This window comes from Agrobacterium rubi TR3 = NBRC 13261 (assembly GCF_000739935.1).
Classification (GTDB): Bacteria; Pseudomonadota; Alphaproteobacteria; order Rhizobiales; family Rhizobiaceae; genus Agrobacterium; species Agrobacterium rubi.
This window is the reverse complement of the sequence record NZ_BBJU01000015.1, coordinates 1-22,317: the sequence shown is the minus strand read 5'-3', so window position 1 is coordinate 22,317 and position 22,317 is coordinate 1. Positions and strand designations below refer to the sequence as shown.

The following is a 22,317-nucleotide window of genomic DNA, read 5'->3' as shown; positions in this document are numbered from 1 at the left end:
AGCTGGAGATCGTCGTGGATTTTTCAGAATAGCCAAAGTGACAAATCGCTAATCGTCGGACTGATGATCAATATCAGCCGGAATTATCCAGAATAATCCTGTTTTAAAAAATCATAAAATAGACGGGAATGAAGAAAACCACGCAAATCAGGGGGTGGTATCTTTGTGTCGAAATACTCTTATTGATAAAATACTATGTGCCAGCATGGGGCATTTAACCATAACACGAGAACAAGCAGATGCGTCGTTAAGAATTTGTTGATTTTCTTGCGGTTCTGCGCAAAGCTCCGGTCAACAAAACAAGTTCTGCAAGCGCGGCATTTTCGCCAAGACGAAGCAGAATGGTGTTCGATGAAAGCGAAAGTTCTTTCCGCTTAAGAACCTTCGCCTCTAGAATACCCCATGGTGCTCAGGTCCGCCGCATCTCCTGGGTCTTGGGGCTGGTCGACCGGCGACGCTTTTGAACGGTTCCTCGTGCTGTCATTGCTGTCCCGGTCGACCCACTTTTCAAGCGATCTCCCACAAAATCACAGTCAATCCAAATCGCTCGCCTGGCGTGCCTGTCGATTCGTCAGGTGAGCGACGTTGGACGACACGCATAAAAAAACGCGCCTCGAAGAGCGCGTCTTTTACATGCTATGCGAAGGAAATTACTTGATCTTCGTTTCCTTGAATTCAACGTGCTTGCGTACGACTGGATCGTACTTCGTCTTTGTCATCTTGTCCGTGAAGGTACGGCTGTTCTTGGTCGTGACATAGAAAGTACCGGTGTCGGCCGTCGACAGCAGCTTGATCTTGATTGTTGTAGCTTTCGCCATAGTCGTCCTGCCTTTAACAAATAGTGAGTCCGCGGCCCTGTTGGACCCCGGCTAAATCTGGCGCGAAACTACGGATCGCGCCTGAAAAGTCAAGTCCGTTTTGATCCGAAAACCGACCTGACAATGGAAAGCACCACGTAGAGCCCGAAAAACATCGCCAAGGCCCAGGCAAAACCGTCTGTTCCGGCAATATCCATCGATATGCCCACCGTCTGCGGCCCGGCAATAGTTCCCATGGCGTAACAGAAGATGAAGGCGGCATTGGCGGCCACGAGGTCCGAGCCGGTGAGGCGAGAACCCAGATGCGTCAGGCCCACCGTGTACATGCCGGAAACACAGCCACCCCACAGAAGCAGCAACGATGACAGCAGTACCCAGTTATCCACCAGCAAAGGCAGCGCCAGCGTGCCGATGACGCCCGTCAGCGCCATCAGACCCAACAGAACGCGCCTGTCCTTTATGCGGTCGGACAGCATGCCGATTGGGATCTGGAACGCCATGTTACCGATGGCCATGACGGTCAGCAGAAGAGCCGCCTGCGATTCGTTGAAACCTTCACGGGTAGCGTAAACGGGAAACAGCGATAGCCCGCCCGCCTGCACCGATCCATAGACGAAGGCCGCAGCCGAGGCCATCGGCACCAGCCAGATGTAGCGCACGAAATGGTGGTTGGGCTTTTCGTCGAGGTTCGGGCTTTCATGCCGCGCCAGATAGATCGGGATCGCCGCAAGCAGGATGATGGCCGAGCCCAGCAGGAAAGGAGTTATCCCCTCGCTGCCGATGGCGGAAAACAGCAGGGGGCCGCCTGCGAAACCAACGGCCATGCCGGTGGCATACATGCCCAGCACCATGCCGCGCCGTTTGGGAGGTGCAGCGGCATTGATCCAGAATTCCGACAGGATGAACAGCATGGCCGTGGCGCCATGGAAGACAATTCGCAACGGAAACCACATCCAGAAGGCCTCGGCGAAGTAGAAACCGAGCGCGCTGATGGACGAGATGACGACCGCCGTCATCATGGTGCGTGCGACACCGAATTCATGCGCCAGTCGGCTGGTCATGGGTGCGGCGATCATCGCAGCCACGCCCGCCATGGCGGTATTAAGGCCGATCATCGTTGACGAGATGCCGCGCTTTTCGAGAATGATGCTCAAAAGCGGCAGCCCAAGTCCGATGGCAATGCCAACGGCGCTGATGGCGGATATTGCGGCGATGAGCGAGGGCCAGTGAATGTCGTCGGCGTCGCAAGTCGGATGGGACATGTAGACCTTTATAGAAAGCCACGAATGAAATTGCCGCGACGCTCGAAATATTGTCGCACCGGGCTTTCGGATTGCAATGAAGGATCACCTATCATGAACTTTGTGACATCTTCGAGAACCATGCGTGTGATGGGTGCCATGTTCAGACTGGAATTGTTCTGGATGTCAAGCCATTCAAGGTTTTGAAGCTCATCCGAATCCCTGATTTCGTTGGGATCGATGCCAGCCTCATCGGTGAAACAGCAGAAAAACCGCGTATCGAATCGCCTGACACGGCCCGGCGGTGTGATCGCGCGGGCTACAAAACGCGACGGTGACAGGTCGGGCCGGTCTGGATCGGCGCCCAAGCGTAGTCCCGTTTCCTCATGAAGTTCGCGAAGGGCCGCGAGCGCCAGAGCCCGTGCGCTCATTTGCGTCATCGGTCTGGATGACGCGCGCATCAGCTTGTCCAGTACCGCCGGGCGCAGATCTGTTCCGAAGGGCAGGGTGCGGTCACCAGCATCGCGCCTGCCGCCGGGAAAGACGTAGACATCCGGCATGAACACATGCGCGCTGGAGCGCTTGCCCACAAGCACGCGCACCGTGTCAGTCGATCGATCCAGAAGCAGGATCGAAGCGGCATCTTTCGGGCGCAGATAGGGCGCTTTGTCAGGGGGAAGGCTGGATGGCAAGGGTATCACACCATGTCATTGAGACGAGCCGTCGATCTGTTCTTTTTCCGGCTCATTGCTGAAGCCGTGCATCTTCAATGCCCATTGCAGGCCGATGACGCCGCCCTTGATCGGCTGGATGGTCAACAATGCAACCAGAATGGTGATCGGCACCCAGATGGCGAAGTGAACCCACATCGGCACCAGAAACACCGTATCGGTCATCATGAAGCCGCCAACGGCAACGTGGCCGAGAATCATGATTGAGATATAGGGCGGTAGATCGTCGGAGCGCTGGTGGTGCATGTCTTCGCCACAGGATGCGCACTCATCCACCGGCTTCAGCCAGGCGCGGAACAGGTGGCCGTTGCCACAGGCGGGGCAGCGGCTCAGAATGCCGCGCATGATCGAGCGACCAAGCGGACGGTCTTCCGGTTTGCCACCATACTGCACTGTCTGCGTCTCGGTCGTCGTCATGCGCTTGTCCTCTGGACCTGTTATCTGCGTCTGCGTGGCGGCCTTGTGCCGGGTGTCGGGCCGCTGGTGCGCCGTGTCGTCTTGTGGAAGGAGCGTGTCGCCGCAGGCATTTTCTTGCCTTCGTTCAACACTTCAAACCGCAAGGCACCGGCAAGCGGTACGGCCTCAGCCAGGCGAACCTGAACCGTATCGCCCAGCTGGTAGCCAAGTCCGGTCTTTTCACCCGTCAGAGCCTGATGCGCCTCGTCATAGATGTAATAGTCCGTACCCAGCGTAGATATAGGAACAAATCCGTCAGCGCCAAACTGCGGCAGCGCGACAAATAGTCCCGCCTTGGTGACACCGCCGACCCGGCCCTCGAATTCCTCGCCAACACTTTGCGACAGGTGATGCGCAATCAGCCGGTTGACCGTATCGCGTTCCGCCGCCATGGCGCGCCGCTCGAAGGTCGAGATTTCAGCCGCCACATCGGCCAGCGTCGCTTCTTCCTGCGGGGTAATGCCGCCTTCGCCTAAGCCCAATGAACCTACCAGCGCACGGTGCACGATAAGGTCGGCATAACGGCGGATCGGTGAGGTGAAATGCGCGTATTTCATCAGGTTCAGGCCGAAATGGCCGATATTGTCAGGGCTGTAGATCGCTTGGCTCTGCGAGCGCAGCACCATTTCGTTGACGATGATCTGGTGCGGCGTATCCAGCGCGCGCGCCAAAATACCGTTAAAGGAATTGGCGCGAACCTGCCCGCCCTTGACCAGCGAATAGCCGATGGTGTTGAGGAACTCGCGCAGCACCTCCTGCTTGGCAATCGTCGGCGCATCATGCACGCGGTAGACCAGACGCTGCTTTTTCAGCTCCAGCGTTTCGGCCGCACACACATTGGCCTGGATCATCATCTCTTCGATCAGCTTATGCGCATCAAGACGTTCAGGAACATGCACACGGTCAACCGTGCCATCCGCTTTAAGGATTATCTTGCGTTCCGGCATATCCAGCTCAAGCGGCTGGCGACGGTCGCGACCGATCTTCATCACCTCATAGGCATGCCACAGAGGCCGCAGGATCGGCTCCAGCATCGGGCCGGTCTTGTCATCAGGGTTGCCGTCGATGGCTGCCTGCGCCTGCTGGTAGGAGAGCTTGGCTGCACTCTTCATCATGATGCGATGGAAAGTGTGGCTGGCCTTGCGGCCTTCCTTGGAAAACACCATCCGCACGGCAAGCGCCGGACGATCCACGCCTTCCTTCAACGAGCATAGATCGTTCGAAATACGCTCCGGCAGCATCGGCACGACGCGGTCGGGGAAGTAGACCGAATTGCCGCGCTTCAGCGCTTCACGATCCAGCGGTGAGCCGGAACGAATGTAGTAGGACACATCGGCAATCGCCACGGTGACGATCACGCCATCCGGGTTATCGGGCGAGGGGTCCAGCTCCGCATAAACGGCGTCGTCATGGTCCTTGGCATCGGCAGGGTCGATGGTGATGAGCGGCAGTTTGCGCCAGTCCTCACGATGCGCCATCGTCGCTGCCTTGGCTGCATCCGCTGCCGCCAGCACGTCCGATGGGAAGATGTGCGGAATGCCGTGGGCGTGAATGGCGATCATCGAGATCGCTTTTTCAGACGCGACAGAGCCGACGACGGAAAGAACCTTGGCACGCGGGAGACCATAACGACCGCTGTTGCGCGAGGTTTCCACCTCGACCAGATCGCCGTCCTTGGCATCGCCGACGCCATCGGGATCGATGACCATCTCATCGCCGCGCCGTTCGATCGGCATCAGACGACCGCCGCCACCCGGCGTTTCCTTGAACACACCCAGCGATGCGCCCTGACGTCTGTCGATCAGCTTGATGATGCGCGCCGTATAGGCCGGGCCGCCGACTTCCTTGGATGGAAAAATCTTGGCCAGCACTCGGTCGCCAATGCCGCCAACAGGGGCTTTGCCCTTTTGCCGGTCGGCAGAGGATTGGCGGATGATGACGGCAGGCGCCGCTCCGTTCTCGTCCGGCCATTCGGCAGGACGGCCGATCAGGCCGCCATCCTTGTCGCGGGTGGTAATGTCGAGAACGGTCACAGGCGGCAGACCGCCCGGACGCATCAGCGACTTGCGGCTTTTGTGAACCATGCCATCGGTCTCAAGCTCTTTCAGCAGAGCCTTCAGCACGATGCGCGTTTCACCCTTCAGCCCGAAGGCCTTGGCGATTTCACGCTTGGAGGCCTGGTCAGGATGTTCGGCGATGAACTTCAGCAGCACATCGCGCGGTGGAACCTCGCCGTGGATGATGCCAGCAGATTCGAGAACTTTTTTCCCGCGACCGGTGCGGCCGAAGCCATCGCCCGCCGAACCGGATGTTTTACGCGGTGCTTTGCTCAAGATTCTGCCTTCTTCGCTTTGGGTGCTGCCTTTGGTTTGGCAGCCGTTTTGGGCTTCGCAGCCGTTTTACTTTTGGCCGCAGCCTTTGGCTTCGCCTTGGCTTTGGTCTCGCCATCGGCGCTGGCAGCCTTGGTGGCCTTCTTCGGTGCCGCAGCCTTCTTGGCCTTCACGGGCTTGCCGTTGCTGCCGGTGCCGGTCTTGGCAATCCGCTCTGCAATCAGAACCAGCGCTTCGTCCAGCGTCACCGTGTCAGGCGCCTGCGCCTTGGGAATGGTCGCATTGACCTTGCCCCAGTTGACGTAAGGCCCATACTTGCCATCCCGAACGGTAATCGCGCCGCCATCCGGGTGGTCGCCCAGTTCCTTCAGCGCGGCAGGCGTGGACGAACGCCCACGGCCCGGCGACGCCTTCTTTTCGGCAATCACGGTTACTGCGCGGTTCAGACCAATCGAGAACACATCCTCGATGCTTTCGAGGTTGGCATAACCGCCGTCATGCAGCAGGAACGGCCCATAACGACCAAGTCCCGCAGAAATCATCTTGCCGGATTCCGGGTGCTTGCCGATATCGCGCGGCAGGTTGATGAGCGCCAGAGCCTTTTCGTGGTCGATGTCGTCAGGCGCCCAACCCTTCGGCAGCGACGAACGCTTGGCTTCCTTGCCCTCGCCACGCTGAATGTAAGGCCCGAAACGACCTGACCGCAGCGTCAGCTCTTCGCCCGTATGCGGGTCTGCACCCAGCGCCTTTGGCTCGTTGAGGGCAGCAGCTTCCGCCTCAGCACCATCCGAGTTCAGCTGGCGGGTGAAATTGCATTCCGGGTAGTTGGAGCAGCCGACGAAAGCGCCGTATTTGCCAAGCTTCAGCGACAGATTGCCCGTTCCGCACACCTGGCAGATGCGTGGATCGGAGCCATCTTCTCGGGCCGGGAACACCAAAGGTGCCAGAACCTCGTTCAAGGCATCCAGCACGTTGGTAACGCGCAGTTCCTTTGTGTCTTCGATCTGCGCGAAAAAGTCCTTCCAGAAATCGCGAAGAACCTGCTTCCAGTCCAGCTCACCCGCAGAGATTCGGTCGAGCTTTTCTTCCAGATCGGCGGTGAAGTCGTATTCCACGTATTTCGTGAAGAAGCTTTCGAGGAACGCCGTCACCAGCCGTCCACGCGAATGCGGCACCAGCTTGCGCTTGTCGACAATGATATATTCACGGTCGCTCAGCGTCTTCAGCGTTGCCGCATAAGTAGACGGGCGACCGATGCCGAGCTCTTCCATCTTCTTGATCAGCGAGGCTTCCGAGTAGCGCGGTGGCGGCTCGGTGAAGTGCTGGCTGGCGTTGATCTTCTGCTTGGCGAGGCTTTCGCGGGCATTGATCTGCGGCAGACGGCCATCTTCGTCGCCATCGTCGCTCTGCTCGCCATCTTCCTTCTGGTCGGTATAGGCGGCTATGAAGCCATCGAAGCGGATGACCGAACCGACAGCGCGAAGGCCAGCCTTCTCACCCTTGTTATCGGCGAGAATCTCGACCGTCGTCCGCTCGATTTCGGCGGACGCCATCTGGCTGGCGATACCGCGCTTCCAGACCAGTTCGTAGAGACGCAACTGGTCGGCATCGAGGTATTTCTTGACCTGATCCGGCGTGCGGCTGAAGTCCGTTGGGCGAATGGCTTCGTGCGCTTCCTGGGCGTTCTTGGCTTTAGTCGAGTAGATGCGTGCCTTGTCCGGCACGTAACGGGCACCGAACTGTTCGCCGATTGCGCTGCGTGCGGCATCGATGGCTTCGGGTGCCATCTGCACGCCATCGGTACGCATGTAGGTAATGAGACCGACAGTCTCGCCGCCGATGTCGATACCTTCATAGAGACGCTGCGCAACCTGCATGGTGCGCGAGGCGGAAAAGCCCATGCGCGACGATGCGGCCTGCTGGAGCGTCGATGTGGTGAAAGGAGGGCCGGGATTGCGCTTGACGGGCTTGGCCTCGACCGTATCGACGGTATAGGTCGCACCCTCCAGCAATGTCTTCAACCTGTTGGCATCGTCACCGGTTTTCACCGACCGACCCTGCAAGCGCTTGCCATCGGCAGAGACCAGCTTGGCCTCGAAGTCGTCACCACGCGGCGTCTTCAACAGTGCCGAGATGTTCCAGTATTCCTCCGATACGAACCGCTCGATTTCCGATTCCCGGTCGCAGACCAGACGCAGCGATACCGACTGAACACGGCCAGCCGAACGCGCACCCGGCAGCTTGCGCCACAAAACGGGGGAAAGATTGAAGCCAACGAGATAGTCGAGCGCACGGCGGGCGAGATAGGCATCCACCAGCGGGATATCGATATCGCGCGGATCGGCCATCGCGTCGAGCACGGCCTTCTTGGTGATGGCGTTGAACACGACGCGCTTCACCGGCTTGTCGCCGATCACCTTCTTCTTTCGCAGCAGATCGAGAACGTGCCAGGAAATGGCTTCCCCTTCGCGATCCGGGTCGGTCGCGAGAAACAATCCGTCGGATGCCTTCACGGCATCGGCGATTTCCTTCATGCGCTTTTGCGAGGCCGGATCGACCTCCCACGTCATTTCGAAATCCTGATCGGGAAGCACCGAGCCATCTTTTGCGGGAAGATCGCGAACGTGGCCAAACGAGGCGAGCACCTTATAGCCTGGGCCAAGATACTTGTTGATCGTCTTGGCTTTTGCCGGTGATTCTACGACGACGACATTCATATTTTCTTCTTTCGGAACTTGCCCGTTAACATGCCCTGCCGTTTTTCGACGTGCAACAGGGCGCCCTTTATTTCGACATGGACAGGTAATGCGCTTGGGTCAAGAGGCAAGGGGCGTTTTTCTGCCATTACAACAAGATGCAACCTTTTGGTGATTTAAAACTGGTTTGCAATTATAGATAAACAAGTTATAGTTGCCTCAGTATCGTGATGCTCTTTTTCAGACATTGCGTTTTGATGGTTCAATCGAGGTCAATATGGTCGTGAATGCAAAAAACAGCAGCCAGAACAGGGAAGAGCAGACGTCAGAAAATCTCGCTTACATCAGAGAGATGCTTGCTGAACTGCGGGCGGTTGCCGAGCGCGAAGGCGCCGACATGCTATGTTACCTTATCGAAATGGCTTATATTGAGGCAGGAGACATTCAGTCGGGCCGGCGCAAGCTATCAGTCGCTCATGTCAAGCGAAACTCGACCCGCGGAATGCCGATTTAATCGACCGGCGATGTCGAGTTCAAGCAGAACGAGATAAACGGTGGAGGCAGGCAGTCCCGTGTGGCGAATGATGTCATCCGTTTCGACAGGCGAAGGCCCCAGTGCCGACGCGATAATGCTGCGATCATCGTCACGCGGTGGCGATATCTCCATCTCCTCGGAGCTTTCCTTGGCAATGTGCTGAACAGGCAGAGACGGCTCCATCAACGGCCGCAGCGCATCCAGAATGTCGGCGGCCTCCGTCACCAGCATCGCGCCATCCTTGATCAGCCGGTTGGTGCCATGGCAACGCGCGTCCAGCGGCGAGCCGGGCACGGCAAAGACGAGACGCCCGAACTCGCCTGCCAACCGTGCTGTGATCAGCGACCCAGACCTGTCGGCCGCCTCCACGATCAGCACGCCCATGGAAACGCCAGCGATCAGCCGGTTGCGACGCGGAAAATCCCGCGCGCGGGGCTCCCATCCAAACGGCATTTCGCTGATGCTGGCGCCGTCATTGCCATAGATCTCATCCAGCAGCCGCAGATTTTCGGGCGGGTAGGGTTTGTCCAGCCCGCCTGCCAGCATGGCGACCGTACCCGTTGAAAGGCAGGCAGCATGTGCCGCCGCATCGATGCCACGGGCAAGGCCGGATGCGATGGTATAACCCGCCTGTCCGCACTGCCGCGCTAGCATGGCCGCAAACTTCGAACCATTGATGGAGGAGTTGCGCGAGCCGACAATGCCGATGGATGGTCGAACAGCCGTGCGGCCCGATCCCTTCATGGAAATGATCGGTGGCGCACCGTCGATCTCGCGCAATGCCGGTGGATAATCCGGCTCCCCGATGCCGACGAATCGCGCCCCGAATTTTTCGGCCGCCTCGATCTCCCGTTCCACCTCGGCAACAGTCGCAATGCGCGGGCTGCGCGCCGATCCACCCCGGCGCGAAAGGTCGGGCAGGGCGTCCAGCGCCTTTTCCGCGCTTCCGAAATGGTTGATGAGTTCGCGAAAGGTGACGGGGCCGATATTGTCGCTACGGATCAGCCGCAACCACGCGACGCGTTGCCTGTCAGTCAGCGCAATGCCGCGCTTCGTTTCGCCATCATGCGGCATGTCTCGCCCCCGTCAGGGCAAGAGGAATGGCCTCAGCCCTTTTTACCGATCTTGCTTTCAGTCCCCGCCAGCAACCGCTTGATGTTTTCCCGGTGCATATACCAGGAGATAACGCTGAGCAGCGTCACAAGCAGAGCCGTTTTCTCCGGTCCTACTATCCACAATGCAACCGGAATGACAAGCATTGCAACCAGTGCGGAGAGAGAGGAATATTTGGTAAGAAATGCGGTCGCAATCCAGATCGCAGCAAAGGCCAGCATCATCAGCGGTGCAGCCCCTAAGAGCACGCCGATATAAACCGCCACACCCTTGCCGCCCTTGAAGCCCAGCCACACCGGAAACAGGTGCCCGAGAAACGCAAAGAAGCCCGCCACCAGCGAGGCCTCATACCCCCAAAGTTTGTGGGCAATGAGAACCGCAGCAGTCCCCTTCAACGCATCCAGCAACAAAGTCGCCGCTGCCAGCTTCTTGTTGCCGGTGCGCAGCACATTGGTCGCGCCGATATTGCCCGAGCCGATATTGCGAACATCCCCCAGACCCGCCGCCCGCGTCAGGATCAACCCGAACGGAATGGACCCCAGCAAATAGCCGATCAGGGCAGCAAGGGCGAGAAGCGCAGGCGCTGTCTGCCAGTCAGTCAATGCGGTCATTACTCGGTCCCCTCGGTCCTGCGGATCGTTTTCTTATACGGAATGCACCAGCTTGCCCGCAACATAGGTTGCAACGGCGCGACCAGTAAAGCGGGCGTCTTCGAATGGCGTGTTCTTGGACCTCGAAACCAGATTTTTCTCGGAAACCAGCCACGGCTCGTCGAGATCGATCAGCGTGATATCGGCCTTCGCACCCGGCTTCAGCGTGCCCGCGTCCAGTCCAAAGATGTGGGCAGGGCGGGTGGACAGCGCATCGATCAGCCGCATCAACGGCACCTGGTCACTGTGATAGAGACGCAAAGCCGCCGCCAGTATGGTCTCAAGCCCGATTGCACCGCTCGCCGCATCCGAAAACGGTAGGCGTTTGGTGTCCACATCCTGCGGATCGTGCGAGGAGACGATGATGTCGATCGTGCCATCCTTTAGCGCGTCCACCATGGCCATGCGGTCGTCTTCGGAGCGCAGCGGCGGGGAGAGCTTGAAGAAGGTGCGGTATTCGCCGATATCGTTTTCGTTCAGCGTCAGATGGTTGATGGAAATGCCGCAGGTGGCTTTGACGCCGCGTGCTTTGGCTTGGCTGATCGCCTCGGCGGATTCACGTACGGAAATCTTTGCGGCGTGGTAGTTGGCGCGGGTCAGTGCCGCGATGCGCAGATCCCGCTCCAGCGGAATGATTTCAGCTTCTTTCGGAATGCCCGATAGTCCAAGCCAGCTGGCAAACAGCCCCTCGTTCATGTCGCCATGGCCGATATACTGGTCGCGTGTTTCGAGCGAAATGACCGCGTCCAATTCACGCGCATAGGTCATGGCGCGTCGCAGCACCAGCGTATCGGACAGCGCCTTGCGGCCATTGGTGAAGGCAACGGCACCGGCTTCCTTCAACATGCCGAATTCGGTCATTTCCTCGCCGCGAAGTCCCTTGGTCAGCGCCGCTGCCGGATAGATATGGACCAGCGCCTTGTCACGCGCGGTCTTCTTCACGAATTCCACCAGCGCAATGTCATCGATCACGGGGTCGGTATCCGGCATCACAATCATGCTGGTCACGCCACCCGCTGCCGCAGCACGTGACGCGGATTCGATGGTTTCGCGGTGTTCGGCACCCGGTTCACCCACGAAAACACGCGCGTCCACCAGACCGGGCGTGGCAACCAGACCCTTGGCATCGCGCACAGTCGCACCTTCAGGCGCGCCCTGGTTTTGCGCATCCTTCCCAGCGGCGAGGATCGTGCCATCGGCACTGATGATGATCGTGCCGACCTCATCCAGATTGCGCGATGGATCGATAATACGAACATTCTTGAGAACGGTTGCGGTGCTCATACGCGCTCTCCCTGGTTTTGCGAGATAAGAAGCGTTTCCATGACGGCCATGCGCACGGCCACACCCATTTCCACCTGGCTTTCAATCACGCTCTGCGGACCATCGGCCACTTCGGATGAGATTTCCACACCGCGGTTCATCGGGCCGGGGTGCATCACAAGCGCATCCTCCTTGGCCGCCTTCAGCTTTTCGGCATCCAGCCCATAATAATGGAAGTATTCGCGCACCGAAGGCACGAAGGAACCGGACATGCGCTCGCGCTGGAGGCGCAGCATCATCACCACATCGGCACCAGCAAGGCCTTCTTTCATGTCGTGGTACACTTCCACGCTCATATCCGCGATGCCCGATGGCAAAAGCGTTGGCGGCGCGACGACGCGAACGCGTGCGCCCATCTGGTTCAAGAGAATGATATTGGAGCGGGCCACGCGCGAATGCAGAACGTCACCGCAGATCGCCACCGTCATGCCAGACAGCGTGCCCTTGGCGCGGCGGATCGTCAGCGCATCGAGCAGCGCCTGGGTCGGGTGTTCGTGCTGGCCATCTCCGGCATTCACCACCGAGCAGGCGACTTTTTGCGCCAGAAGAGCGGCAGCACCTGCGGAGGAATGCCGCACCACCAGCACGTCGGGGCGCATGGCGTTCAGCGTCATCGCCGTGTCGATCAGCGTCTCGCCTTTTTTGACGGATGAATTGCCAACCGACATGTTCATAACGTCGGCACCCAGCCGTTTTCCGGCAAGCTCGAAGGATGCCTGCGTGCGGGTGGAGGCTTCGAAGAACAGGTTGATCTGGGTCAGCCCGCGCAGCGTCGATGTCTTCTTCTCGCGCTGGCGGCTGATTTTCACCGCTTCGTCGGCCTTGTCGAGAAGAGTGGTGATATCCTGATGGGAAAGCCCCTTGATGCCAAGCAGGTGGCGATGGGGATAATAGACCATGGAATATGTCCTCCGGGTCGCAATAGAGCATGGTGCGCTGCTCTGGCTTTGGTCACCGGGTCTATAAAGACAGGTGGCTTTGTCGGCAAGCATGCGATAAGCCGTGCCAGACCTAATACATGCAATAAAATGCGAATCCCGATATAGCCACGCGATGACGAATATGAACCGGACCGAAGAACAGCTTGCCGATTTGAACCAGCCCAACCTCTGGTCCGGCATCAATGCCTATCGCTCAGACCCGTTGATCGTGGATTTGACCTCCAGTCTTTCGCGCCCCCTGCGCGATGAATTCGACCAGATCGGGCGTTACGTCACCTCGGTCGAGGCGCAGGAACTGGCGCGCATGGCCAATGTCAGCACGCCGAAACTGCACACCCACGGCCCTCGTGGCGAGCGGCTGGATCAGGTGGAGTTCCACCCTGCGTGGCACGCGCTGATGCGCCGCTCCATGTCTTCGGGCCTGCACAGCAGCGCCTGGGAAAACACGCCTGAAACACGCGGCAACGAGCACAAGGCCCGTGCCACCAAATTCTATCTGACATCGCAGCTTGAGGCAGGGCATCTCTGCCCGCTCACCATGACGCACGCCTCTGTTGCCGCCATGATGACGTCGCCGCGCGTCCAGCAGGAATGGGCGCCGAAAATCCTGTCGCGCAAATATGATTCGTCGCAAAAGCCTGCCATGCAGAAAACAGCCGTCACCATCGGCATGGGCATGACCGAAAAGCAGGGCGGCACCGATGTGCGCGCCAACCGCACCACGGCGGAGCGGGTGGGTGAGGGCATCTATCGCCTGTCCGGCCACAAATGGTTCCTGTCCGCACCGATGAGCGATGGTTTCGTCATGCTGGCCCAGATGGGCGATGGCATGGGCTGCTTCCTCGTGCCGCGTTTTCTGGAAGACGGCTCGGCCAACGGCCTGAATTTCCAGCGCCTGAAAGACAAGCTCGGCAATCGCTCCAATGCGTCAGCTGAAGTCGAATTCACCGATGCCTTCGGCTATCTGCTCGGCGAACCCGGTGCCGGTGTCCGTACCATTCTCGACATGGTGACACTGACGCGTCTGGATTGCGCGCTTGCCTCATCCGGCATGATGCGGGCCTCGCTGGCCGAAGCGGTGCATTTCGCCCGTGGGCGCAATGTTTTCGGCAAGCCGCTTGTCACCCAGCCGATCATGACGCGCGTTCTGGCCGATATGGCGCTGGATGTCGCTGCCGCAACCGCGCTGTCCTTCCGCCTTGCCGCCGCCTTCGACAGCGCCCGCAACAATCCGGCGGAAGCGGCTTATGCCCGCGTCATGACGCCGATCGTCAAATACTGGTGCTGCAAGATCGCACCTGCCTTGATTTACGAAGCCATGGAAAGCCTTGGCGGCAGCGGCTATGTCGAAGATCGCCCCATCGCACGCCATTATCGTGAAGCCCCTGTGAACGCCATCTGGGAAGGCTCCGGCAACGTCATGGCGCTGGATGTGCTGCGCGTTCTCCAACGCGGCAAGGACCTGTTCGACCTCGTCTTCGAAACACTCGAACGCGATCTCGGCCCATCCGGCAAAAAAACTACCGAAGTCCTGCGCGCCGCAATCGCGCTCTGCGAACGCGACGAAGGTGCCGCCCGCCTGCTGGTAGAACAATTCGCCCTCGCCGCCGCCGCCGCCGAACTCTGCCGCATCGGCGCAGGCCGCATCGCCGACGCGTTTCTTGAGACACGTCTGGCCGGTGGCTGGCGCCATACCTACGGCATGCTGGATAGCCGGTTCGACCCGACCTATATTATCGATCTGCTGTATCCGCCTGCGGCGTAAAATCAGGATTTTTAACAAGCGCGGGTTATGTGCGGCTCACCTTCGCCGAACCAGCCGCTAAAAACGGTGCAAACGCCAATCTGATCTCTTCGAGAAACGCCTCGCTGAACCGCCCGATTGGCTCCCGCCGCGCGTCGAAATGGTAAGATCGTTCGATCACGTCGTAATTACACTCGCTAACGGTGATCCAGCCGCGCTTGTAGCGGCTGAGTTTCGCACGACGTAGTTCCAGTCCCGGTATTTCGATTGCTTTCTGGTCACCGTGCGGTGGCTTAGAAGATATGGGAAGCAACAGGATATGCGTAAGACCTTGCTTGTCTTTGATCGCCAGGATCATGCAGGCGGGGCGGTCTTTCTCGCCGTGATCACGCTGTGGATCGGCCTCGTTCTGCCATCGCCAAAGATAGGGATAAGCGACAATATCACCACGCCTGAATTTTTCAGTCATCGCGCGATGCCTGATATTCCTTCGAATCGTTTTCGAGTTGCTCTCTGAAAAGCGAGGCAATATCGTCAGGCATCTCGCCTGAAGCATATGCCTGACGTACGTCGTGATTGCTGGCCAATTTCTCGAACAGTTCAACAGGCAGCACCACCACCGAAGGGCGTCCGTGCTTTGTCAAAGTGATCGGCTCTTTTTGCGCTTGATCATGATAACGCCCAAAATGACGCATGAACTCCGCAGTCGTAATAGATTTTTGAGACAAAGTCAGACTCCAGATTGGTTTTCTGAATAATACAGAAAACACATAAATCTGGCAAACGAGTTTGGCCTAAGCCTGATCTTTTAAAGTCTGGTCCTTATTCGCTAGGGTGAAGCTGCGTCTTTTTGTCATTCCATTCATTTAGGCGAACGGCGATCCAGCCAGCGGTTACTATACTGACTGGCAACGCAACGTAGAAGAAGATTTCCATTCCAGTCATCATCTCAGCCCTCCAAGGGTGCGTCTTGCCAACAAATGTAATGTAACTGCGGCGAAAAGCCAAATCACTGTTCCAACAGCGGCGCTTATGGATAGTCCGGGAGTGCCGGGCACATGATTGGCAATGCTTGTTGCGGGAGCAATCAGTCCTGCGACCACGCAGGCCGTTGATGTCCGGTCAAGAGAGTTCGCAAGCAGCTTTGTGCGCTCATTTTGGATAAGAGACATGTGCTGAGATATCCATTCCCCTAAAAGTTGAAGTCATAATTGGTAGATGCGCGAATTGGAAGCCTACCTTGTTTCATCCACAACTACCTTCACCTCACAACCCCCTCTCGCATTGTCGCCAAATTAACCCTTTGCTAACCCTGTGGTGAGGTCACCACATGGAGAATCGCAAGCTTATGCTGGCCATCGTCGACACTGCTGCTGAAGCTCCCCCTGAAAAGCGGATCAAGGATCGCGCCGCCACTGAAAAGGCAATCTTTTCTGCGGCCAAGGGGTTGCTTGCAGAGGAGGGGTTTCAGGGCTTCGGCATCAATGCCATTGCACGCAGGGCCGGGTGCGACAAGCAGCTGATCTATCGGTACTTCGGTGGGCTGGAAGGTCTGGTCGCTGCCATCGGCGAAGATCTGGGCTCGTGGGTCAAGGATCGCATTCCCGAAGATACCGGTGGCATGTTTTTGCTGACCTACGGCGATCTCATGGAGAAGCTGGCGCTCTATTACATCGAAGCGCTGCGCAGCGATCCGCTGGTGTGCAAGATCATCGCCTGGGAAGTGTCCGAGAACACGCCACAAGTGAAACAATTGGCCGATGCCCGAGCCAAAGCATTGGCGAAGTGGCTGGAGCGCATGCGCGGCTCGCTCGAAGCGCCGAAGGGCATCGATACCGCCAACGTGAATGCGGTGATTTTCGCGGCCATCCAGCATCTCGTCATCTCATCGGTCATAAGTGGACAGTTTGCTGGCGTTGCGCTGAAAACGGCCCGGGATTGGGATAAAATCGGCACAGCCGTTAAGCGGATTGTCCGCGGCGTTTATAGCTGATTCATTGAAATTAGATTTTTCTAATAATGATTGGCGCTCTTGAGCGCATCCGCGCGTTGTTGCCTCGAGCCTCAGTCTTATCCACAGCCTCGACGCCTTCGTTAACCATATCGGAAACTTTTATTTGCTCATTTCGAGTGACGGAACCATTGTATTAAGGAATGATTAACCATGCGCCTGTGGGCGTATGAAAAGGAACCGCCGTGATCCGATGGATATCCTTGATCGTCATGATGACGTTCTTTGCCATGCTGCCGTTGGACATCGATGTCCCGACGGTGAACCTATGCCTTATGGCGTGCCTGCGTTGGGCGGTCATTGCTGCCGTGCCCGATACCTTCTTTTTGCGAGGTCAGACGGCATGAAGTGGTTTTTAATCCTGTGGGCCGGGCCGGTCGGGTTTCTCGCTGCGTGGTATTTTCTGTCCTATTACGACATCAGCTTCGGCTTCTTCATGCTCACCCGCCAGACGCATGATCTGGTGTTCCAGATTTATGGAAACGTGCTGGGCATACCGCCGGACACCATTCCGCCACTGGTGGCACGGGCGATCGCAGTCGATAGCCTGATCGTGTTTTCCATCCTCGCCTTTCGCAAGAGAAAGACGATCGCGGCCTGGTGGCGCGGTCGTCAGCCCTCGAAGGCTGCGGCCTCTCTTCCAAGAGCGGAAAGCCTGTCCAGCGCACCTTGAAGAATGAAACTGGCAGCGGCCGAATCGATCCGCTGCGCCCGCTTGGCACGGGACACGTCCATTTCCAGCAACGCGCGCTCCGCGGCCACAGTGGACAACCGCTCATCCCAATAGACGAAGGGTAGATCGGTCTTGTCGCTCATGGCGCGTACGAATGCGCGCGTCGCCTGAACCCGCGGGCCGGCTGATCCATCCATATTGGTCGGCAGGCCGATGATGAAGGCAGCCACTTTTTCCTTGGCCGCGAAGTCCAACAGAAGCTGTGCATCCTGAGTAAACTTGATGCGCTTCAAAACCGGGCGAGGGGTGGCGAAACGTCGTGACAGATCGGACATGGCAAGGCCGATGGTCTTGGTTCCCAGGTCCAGCCCGGCAATGGCTTGTCCCGTCTGCAGAAAACCCGCCAGTTCCTCTATCGTCAGAGTCGCCATGGCTCGCCTCAGCGTTTGCGCACGAATTCGGTGCGCAGGACGAGGCCCTTGATGGCGTCGTGGCGGCAGTCGATCTCTTCGGGATTGTCGGTCAGCCGAATGGACTTGATCACGGTGCCCTGTTTCAATGTGGTGCCAGCACCCTTGACCTTCAAATCCTTGATCAGCGAAACGGAATCGCCATCGACGAGAATGTTGCCTGCAGCGTCGCGCACTTCGGTAGCTTTCGCCGCCTGGGCCGCAACTTCGGAGGCGGGGCGCCAATCGCCGGTCGCCTCGTCGTACACATATTCGTCATGATCTGTCGTCATCTTCGCAATCCGGAAAAGGTGGGTCGCCCCGTTGCATGGCCCGTCCTATGTCACACTATACCGGCAATACAAAGGAGAACTTCCATGAAACTCACCTGGCTCGGCCACTCCGCCTTTCGCATCGAAACAGCCAATGCGAAAATCCTCATCGACCCGTTTTTCACCGGCAATGCGTCTTTCGCCGATCAGAATGCGAAAGATGTCGCTGATGGCATTACCCATATTCTCCTGACCCATGGCCATGGCGATCATGTCGGCGATACCGTGCAGTTGGCGAAAGACACCGGCGCCACCGTTCTGGCCAATGCAGACCTTGCCGCATGGCTTGGCTCCAAGGGCGTGTCGAAGCTGGAAATGGGCAACACCGGTGGCACCGTCACGCTCGATGGCTTCACTGCCACTTTCACCAATGCGCTCCACTCTTCCGCGCAGATCACCGAGGATGGCGTCAGCCATGCGCTGGGCAATGCCAACGGCCTGATGCTGCATTTCGAAGACGGCCCGACTGTCTATCACATGGGCGATACCGATATCTTCTCGGATATGGCGCTGATCAACGAGTTGCACGAACCCGATATCGGCCTCGTCCCCATCGGCGACCGTTTCACCATGGGCGGCGCTGTCGCGGCTCTCGCCTGCCAGCGCTTCTTCAAGTTCCGCAACGTCATTCCCTGCCACTACGGCACGTTTCCGATCATCGACCAGACGCCGGAAAAGTTCGTGACCGGCATGGACGGCTCCCAGACACGTGTCGACGCACCAAGCGCGGGACAGACATTGTCGTTTTAAATGAAAAGGCCCGATATGCTCCAGGCATATCGGGCCTCTCATCATCCTTGTAAATCAGGCAATCTGAGGTTCGATACGTCCTGTCTGCACAGAACGGGATGGGGCTGACGGAATACCGCTCAATGCGTTCTTCCACTCACTCAATGCGGCCACGCGGCGTGTGTGGCGCGGGTAGAGCGAGACGATCTTGAGGAAGAACCCGGCAATCGATGGCACCATCTTGTCCTGCTCTTCGAAAGCATTCGGGTTCATCTGTGCGTTCAGCTTGGCACTACCGCAGGCCAGCATCTGAAGCGCCGTGCGCGATGCCTTCATGTCCCCGGAAACGACAAGACCGATGCGATCGCAGGTCAGTTCGCGGGCGCGGGAATAAGCCTGTCCCAGGAACGGAATAATAAGACCGGGCAGACGCAGGAAGCTCCACGGCTCGTCGAGATGGCCAGCAACATGATGGCCCAACTCGTGGCCGATCACAAACCGCACCTGTTCGTCGTCGTCGGAATCGATCAGTGCCGACGTCAGCCAGATATAGCGCGTGCGGCCGACCAGCGTCAGTGCCATGGCATTCATCACACCGCTGGAATTATAGACGAAAGCCTGTGGTGCTTCTTTCAGGCCCAGCTTCTGCGCGCCATCAGCCACCATTTTGTGAAGGTGTGGAAATTGTTGGTCACTGACCAGAACATAGTGGCCCATCATGTAGGCACGGACCAACGATCTCGCGACGTAAGACACAAACCAGAAAAAGAGAAAGTAGAATAGAAAAGCAAAAATGATGCCCAGACTCTCCGTCGTCGCGATGTAGAGGATGCCAGCAGCAATGGCCATCCACACAAGTATCCCTATGAATGATGTCAGGAAACCGTAGAGCTTCTCTTTCGGATGGCGCACTTTCGATATGTCGAAATTCATGTTTAACCCCCGTTAAAACAGCATGATCGAGAAGCATGATGGCGCTTTAAAAATGAACCGGCCCCAACCCGCTTCCTGCTGCAAATGATTTGACTGTAAATGGTGGAGGATGAATTCCCCCGCGCGAAAACTCGCGCAAACATAAAATGTTCCCGCATAAGGCGAATATTATTTTCGGTACTGTTTCTGGCGGCGATGATGGTTGCGAACTGCGGGCGCGGTCATTATAGCGGGTAGGAAAATTATTGTCCGGAGTAGACCCATGTCCGTCGATCTTGCCACCGTGAAGCGCGTTGCGCGCCTTGCCCGTATTGCCGTCAGCGAAGACGAAGCCGAGAAGATGCTGGGCGAGCTGAATGGCATTCTAGGTTTCGTGGAGCAGCTTTCGGAAGTGAATGTCGATGGCGTCGAGCCGATGACATCGGTCACTCCGGTTGCGATGAAGAAGCGCACCGACGTGGTCAGCGATGGCAGCAAGGCCGAGGATATCGTGGCCAATGCGCCGAATACAGACCGTAACTTCTTCCTCGTTCCGAAGGTGGTTGAGTAAACCTTTCACACGGTTTGCTCCCGCTCGTCCGACTTAAAAAATTCGAAAGCCGTTGCCGATATGACCGACCTCACAAGCCTGACCATTGCCGAAGCCCGCGACAAGCTGAAAGCCAAGGATTTTTCCGCCGTTGAACTGACGAACGCCTATCTTTCAGCCGTCGAGGCCGCCAATGAAACGCTGAACGCCTATGTCGCCGTGACGCCTGAAAAGGCGCGCGAAATGGCCAAGGCTTCCGACGAAAAGCTGGCCGCTGGCAATGCCGGTGCGCTGGAAGGCATTCCGCTGGGCGTCAAGGACCTCTTCGCCACTCGCGACGTTCACACCCAGGCTTGCTCTCACGTGCTGGATGGCTTCAAGCCGAAATACGAATCCACCGTCACGCAGAACCTGTGGGACGCCGGTGCCGTCATGCTCGGCAAGCTCAACATGGATGAGTTCGCCATGGGCTCGTCCAACGAAAGCTCCTATTACGGCCCGGTCGTCAACCCTTGGCGTGCCAATGGTTCGGACAAGAACCTCGTGCCCGGCGGCTCTTCCGGCGGTTCGGCGGCAGCCGTTGCCGCGCATCTGTGCGCCGGTGCCACTGCCACCGATACCGGCGGCTCCATTCGTCAACCCGCAGCCTTCACCGGCACTGTCGGCATCAAGCCGACCTATGGCCGTGTTTCGCGCTGGGGCATTGCTGCTTACGCTTCCTCGCTCGATCAGGCCGGACCGATTGCCCGCGACGTGCGCGATGCCGCCATTCTCCTGAAATCCATGGCCAGCGTCGATGCGAAGGACACCACCTCCGTCGATCTGCCGGTGCCGGATTACGAACAGGCCATCGGCCAGTCGCTGAAGGGCCTCAAGATCGGTATTCCCAAGGAATACCGCGTCGATGGCATGCCGGAAGAGATCGAAAAGCTCTGGGCGCAGGGCATTGCATGGCTGAAGGATGCCGGTGCCGAGATCGTCGATATCTCTTTGCCGCACACGAAATACGCGCTGCCTGCCTATTACATCGTGGCACCTGCCGAAGCCTCGTCCAACCTTGCCCGTTATGACGGCGTCCGCTACGGCCTGCGCGTCGATGGCAAGGACATTGCCGATATGTACGAAAAGAGCCGCGCCGCCGGTTTTGGCTCGGAAGTCAAACGCCGCATCATGGTGGGCACCTACGTGCTGTCTGCCGGTTACTACGATGCCTATTACCTGAAGGCCCAGAAGGTCCGCACGCTGATCAAGCGCGATTTTGAGACCGTCTTCCACGAAGGCATCGACGCGGTTCTCGCCCCCATCACGCCATCGTCCGCGTTCGAAATCGGCGACAAGGAACTGGCCGCCGATCCGGTCAAAATGTACCTCCAGGACGTCTTTACCATCACCGTCAACATGGCCGGTCTACCCGCCATGTCGGTGCCCGCCGGTCTCGACGGCAAAGGCCTGCCGCTCGGCCTCCAGCTCATCGGCAAGCCGTTCGAGGAAGAGACGCTGTTCAAGACGGCGTATGCGATCGAACAGGCAGCGGGCAAGTTTACGCCTGCGAAGTGGTGGTAAGCGGACTGACCATTCGAACCATGACCGAGGCCGATCGCACAGCGGTCGGCCTCGTTGGTTTTGCTGCCTGGACATCCAGCAGCGCTTTCGAAGATGCCTATCTCGACGCCGTGGTGATTGAGCGCGTGCGCAGAGACTTCGAAGTCTTCGCCCAGGAAACCCAATGCGATATCGCCCTTGCCGAGATTGATGGCACATTAGCCGGGTGGGGCGCCCGCGCCGGTGAGCCCGACTACATTTCCGACATCTGGATCGATCCCGACTGGCAGGGCAAGGGCATCGGCCGCGCTCTGGTCAAGCACTTCATTGACGAGATGCACGCCTCCGGCATCCCCATTGCCAGGATCGCAACGCATGCCAAGAACATCAATGCTATCAAACTCTATGAGCGGTGCGGTTTTCGAATTGTATGGCGGGGTACGCAGTGGTCTGAGAGCATGCAGGTGGACTTGCAGAAAGTGCGGTTGGAGCGGGTTCTGTGAGGTTTGTTTGGCGCAGATATCTAGTGTTTGCGGGTGCC

At 58.1% G+C, this 22,317-nt stretch carries 24 protein-coding genes; 9 read left to right on the top strand and 15 right to left on the bottom strand.

Features of this window, described 5'->3' with window-relative positions; translation table 11 throughout:
- Nucleotides 1-650: 650 nt before the first annotated feature.
- From rpmG to topA, 6 genes are all read right to left on the bottom strand, one after another.
- Complete coding sequence (rpmG, locus tag RRU01S_RS12705) at nucleotides 651-818, bottom strand: 50S ribosomal protein L33 (protein ID WP_003496403.1); 168 nt, start codon at nucleotides 816-818, stop codon at nucleotides 651-653.
- An 89-nt stretch (nucleotides 819-907) separates the two neighbouring features.
- Nucleotides 908-2,080: an MFS transporter gene (locus RRU01S_RS12700; RefSeq protein WP_045230667.1), complete on the bottom strand. Its 1,173-nt coding sequence runs from the start codon at nucleotides 2,078-2,080 to the stop codon at nucleotides 908-910.
- A gap of 8 nt (nucleotides 2,081-2,088) precedes the next feature.
- Entirely contained in the window at nucleotides 2,089-2,760 is a 672-nt protein-coding gene (locus RRU01S_RS12695) for an NUDIX hydrolase (RefSeq protein WP_412674267.1), read from the bottom strand.
- Nucleotides 2,761-2,766: 6 nt separating this feature from the next.
- Entirely contained in the window at nucleotides 2,767-3,207 is a 441-nt protein-coding gene (locus tag RRU01S_RS12690; RefSeq protein ID WP_045230666.1) for a DUF983 domain-containing protein, read from the bottom strand.
- Between the two features lie 20 nt (nucleotides 3,208-3,227).
- Nucleotides 3,228-5,579 carry a ribonuclease R gene (gene rnr, locus RRU01S_RS12685; protein ID WP_045230665.1) on the bottom strand — a complete coding sequence of 784 codons (2,352 nt, stop codon included), beginning with the start codon at nucleotides 5,577-5,579 and terminating at the stop codon, nucleotides 3,228-3,230.
- On the bottom strand, nucleotides 5,576-8,293 hold the full coding sequence (gene topA, locus RRU01S_RS12680; protein ID WP_045230664.1) for a type I DNA topoisomerase: 2,718 nt from the start codon (nucleotides 8,291-8,293) through the stop codon (nucleotides 5,576-5,578). The genes rnr and topA overlap by 4 nt, the downstream gene beginning before the upstream one ends.
- 256 nt (nucleotides 8,294-8,549) lie before the next feature.
- Between topA and RRU01S_RS25330 the strand changes: the two genes are divergently transcribed.
- The gene (locus RRU01S_RS25330; protein WP_081880072.1) at nucleotides 8,550-8,786 is read left to right on the top strand and encodes a hypothetical protein; all 237 of its coding nucleotides are present in this window, start codon (nucleotides 8,550-8,552) and stop codon (nucleotides 8,784-8,786) included.
- On the opposite strand, the gene dprA is transcribed toward RRU01S_RS25330, so the two are convergent.
- Genes dprA through RRU01S_RS12660 form a run of 4 tightly spaced genes read right to left on the bottom strand, consistent with a single transcriptional unit; the run spans nucleotide 8,739 to nucleotide 12,792 of the window.
- Nucleotides 8,739-9,881 (bottom strand): DNA-processing protein DprA, encoded by a 1,143-nt coding sequence (dprA, locus tag RRU01S_RS12675; protein ID WP_045230663.1) that lies wholly within the window; start codon nucleotides 9,879-9,881, stop codon nucleotides 8,739-8,741. The two genes, RRU01S_RS25330 and dprA, sit on opposite strands and share 48 nt — an antisense overlap.
- Nucleotides 9,882-9,913: 32 nt before the next feature.
- Complete coding sequence (plsY, locus tag RRU01S_RS12670; RefSeq protein ID WP_045230662.1) at nucleotides 9,914-10,531, bottom strand: glycerol-3-phosphate 1-O-acyltransferase PlsY; 618 nt, start codon at nucleotides 10,529-10,531, stop codon at nucleotides 9,914-9,916.
- A gap of 33 nt (nucleotides 10,532-10,564) precedes the next feature.
- A complete protein-coding gene (locus RRU01S_RS12665; RefSeq protein WP_045230661.1) occupies nucleotides 10,565-11,854 on the bottom strand; it encodes a dihydroorotase in 1,290 nt (429 codons plus the stop codon).
- On the bottom strand, nucleotides 11,851-12,792 hold the full coding sequence (locus tag RRU01S_RS12660) for an aspartate carbamoyltransferase catalytic subunit (protein WP_045230660.1): 942 nt from the start codon (nucleotides 12,790-12,792) through the stop codon (nucleotides 11,851-11,853). The genes RRU01S_RS12665 and RRU01S_RS12660 overlap by 4 nt, the downstream gene beginning before the upstream one ends.
- Nucleotides 12,793-12,946: 154 nt before the next feature.
- On the opposite strand from RRU01S_RS12660, the gene RRU01S_RS12655 reads away from it, so the two are divergent.
- A complete protein-coding gene (locus tag RRU01S_RS12655) occupies nucleotides 12,947-14,599 on the top strand; it encodes an acyl-CoA dehydrogenase family protein (RefSeq protein WP_045230659.1) in 1,653 nt (550 codons plus the stop codon).
- A gap of 25 nt (nucleotides 14,600-14,624) precedes the next feature.
- Here the strand turns inward: RRU01S_RS12655 and RRU01S_RS12650 are convergent, their stop codons facing one another.
- Nucleotides 14,625-15,047, bottom strand: coding sequence for a hypothetical protein (locus tag RRU01S_RS12650; protein ID WP_045230658.1), 423 nt, complete (start codon nucleotides 15,045-15,047; stop codon nucleotides 14,625-14,627).
- Nucleotides 15,040-15,306 (bottom strand): type II toxin-antitoxin system prevent-host-death family antitoxin, encoded by a 267-nt coding sequence (locus RRU01S_RS12645; protein ID WP_081880068.1) that lies wholly within the window; start codon nucleotides 15,304-15,306, stop codon nucleotides 15,040-15,042. Before RRU01S_RS12645 ends, RRU01S_RS12650 begins: the two co-directional genes overlap by 8 nt.
- A 602-nt stretch (nucleotides 15,307-15,908) precedes the next feature.
- On the opposite strand from RRU01S_RS12645, the gene RRU01S_RS12640 reads away from it, so the two are divergent.
- The 3 genes from RRU01S_RS12640 (at nucleotide 15,909) to RRU01S_RS12635 (ending at nucleotide 17,262) form a co-directional block, all read left to right on the top strand.
- Entirely contained in the window at nucleotides 15,909-16,571 is a 663-nt protein-coding gene (locus tag RRU01S_RS12640; protein WP_165572227.1) for a TetR/AcrR family transcriptional regulator, read from the top strand.
- A 203-nt stretch (nucleotides 16,572-16,774) separates the two neighbouring features.
- On the top strand, nucleotides 16,775-16,936 hold the full coding sequence (locus RRU01S_RS26195; protein WP_165572226.1) for a hypothetical protein: 162 nt from the start codon (nucleotides 16,775-16,777) through the stop codon (nucleotides 16,934-16,936).
- Nucleotides 16,933-17,262, top strand: a complete 330-nt coding sequence (locus tag RRU01S_RS12635; RefSeq protein WP_045230656.1) for a DUF6105 family protein — start codon at nucleotides 16,933-16,935, stop codon at nucleotides 17,260-17,262. Before RRU01S_RS26195 ends, RRU01S_RS12635 begins: the two co-directional genes overlap by 4 nt.
- On the opposite strand, the gene ruvX is transcribed toward RRU01S_RS12635, so the two are convergent.
- Nucleotides 17,202-17,693, bottom strand: coding sequence for a Holliday junction resolvase RuvX (gene ruvX / locus RRU01S_RS12630; RefSeq protein WP_045230655.1), 492 nt, complete (start codon nucleotides 17,691-17,693; stop codon nucleotides 17,202-17,204). The two genes, RRU01S_RS12635 and ruvX, sit on opposite strands and share 61 nt — an antisense overlap.
- Before the next feature lie 8 nt (nucleotides 17,694-17,701).
- The gene (locus RRU01S_RS12625) at nucleotides 17,702-18,004 is read right to left on the bottom strand and encodes an alkylphosphonate utilization protein (protein ID WP_045230654.1); all 303 of its coding nucleotides are present in this window, start codon (nucleotides 18,002-18,004) and stop codon (nucleotides 17,702-17,704) included.
- A gap of 84 nt (nucleotides 18,005-18,088) precedes the next feature.
- On the opposite strand from RRU01S_RS12625, the gene RRU01S_RS12620 reads away from it, so the two are divergent.
- Nucleotides 18,089-18,793 carry a metal-dependent hydrolase gene (locus tag RRU01S_RS12620; RefSeq protein WP_045230653.1) on the top strand — a complete coding sequence of 235 codons (705 nt, stop codon included), beginning with the start codon at nucleotides 18,089-18,091 and terminating at the stop codon, nucleotides 18,791-18,793.
- 54 nt (nucleotides 18,794-18,847) lie between these two features.
- Here the strand turns inward: RRU01S_RS12620 and RRU01S_RS12615 are convergent, their stop codons facing one another.
- Nucleotides 18,848-19,705, bottom strand: a complete 858-nt coding sequence (locus tag RRU01S_RS12615; protein ID WP_045230652.1) for a M48 family metallopeptidase — start codon at nucleotides 19,703-19,705, stop codon at nucleotides 18,848-18,850.
- 262 nt (nucleotides 19,706-19,967) lie between these two features.
- Between RRU01S_RS12615 and gatC the strand changes: the two genes are divergently transcribed.
- From gatC to RRU01S_RS12600, 3 genes are read left to right on the top strand one after another with little or no spacing between them, the layout of a single operon-like run.
- The gene (gene gatC / locus RRU01S_RS12610; protein WP_045230651.1) at nucleotides 19,968-20,255 is read left to right on the top strand and encodes an Asp-tRNA(Asn)/Glu-tRNA(Gln) amidotransferase subunit GatC; all 288 of its coding nucleotides are present in this window, start codon (nucleotides 19,968-19,970) and stop codon (nucleotides 20,253-20,255) included.
- A 60-nt stretch (nucleotides 20,256-20,315) separates the two neighbouring features.
- Nucleotides 20,316-21,797, top strand: a complete 1,482-nt coding sequence (gatA, locus tag RRU01S_RS12605) for an Asp-tRNA(Asn)/Glu-tRNA(Gln) amidotransferase subunit GatA (protein ID WP_045230650.1) — start codon at nucleotides 20,316-20,318, stop codon at nucleotides 21,795-21,797.
- A complete protein-coding gene (locus tag RRU01S_RS12600; RefSeq protein ID WP_327787012.1) occupies nucleotides 21,788-22,279 on the top strand; it encodes a GNAT family N-acetyltransferase in 492 nt (163 codons plus the stop codon). Before gatA ends, RRU01S_RS12600 begins: the two co-directional genes overlap by 10 nt.
- Nucleotides 22,280-22,317: the final 38 nt, after the last annotated feature.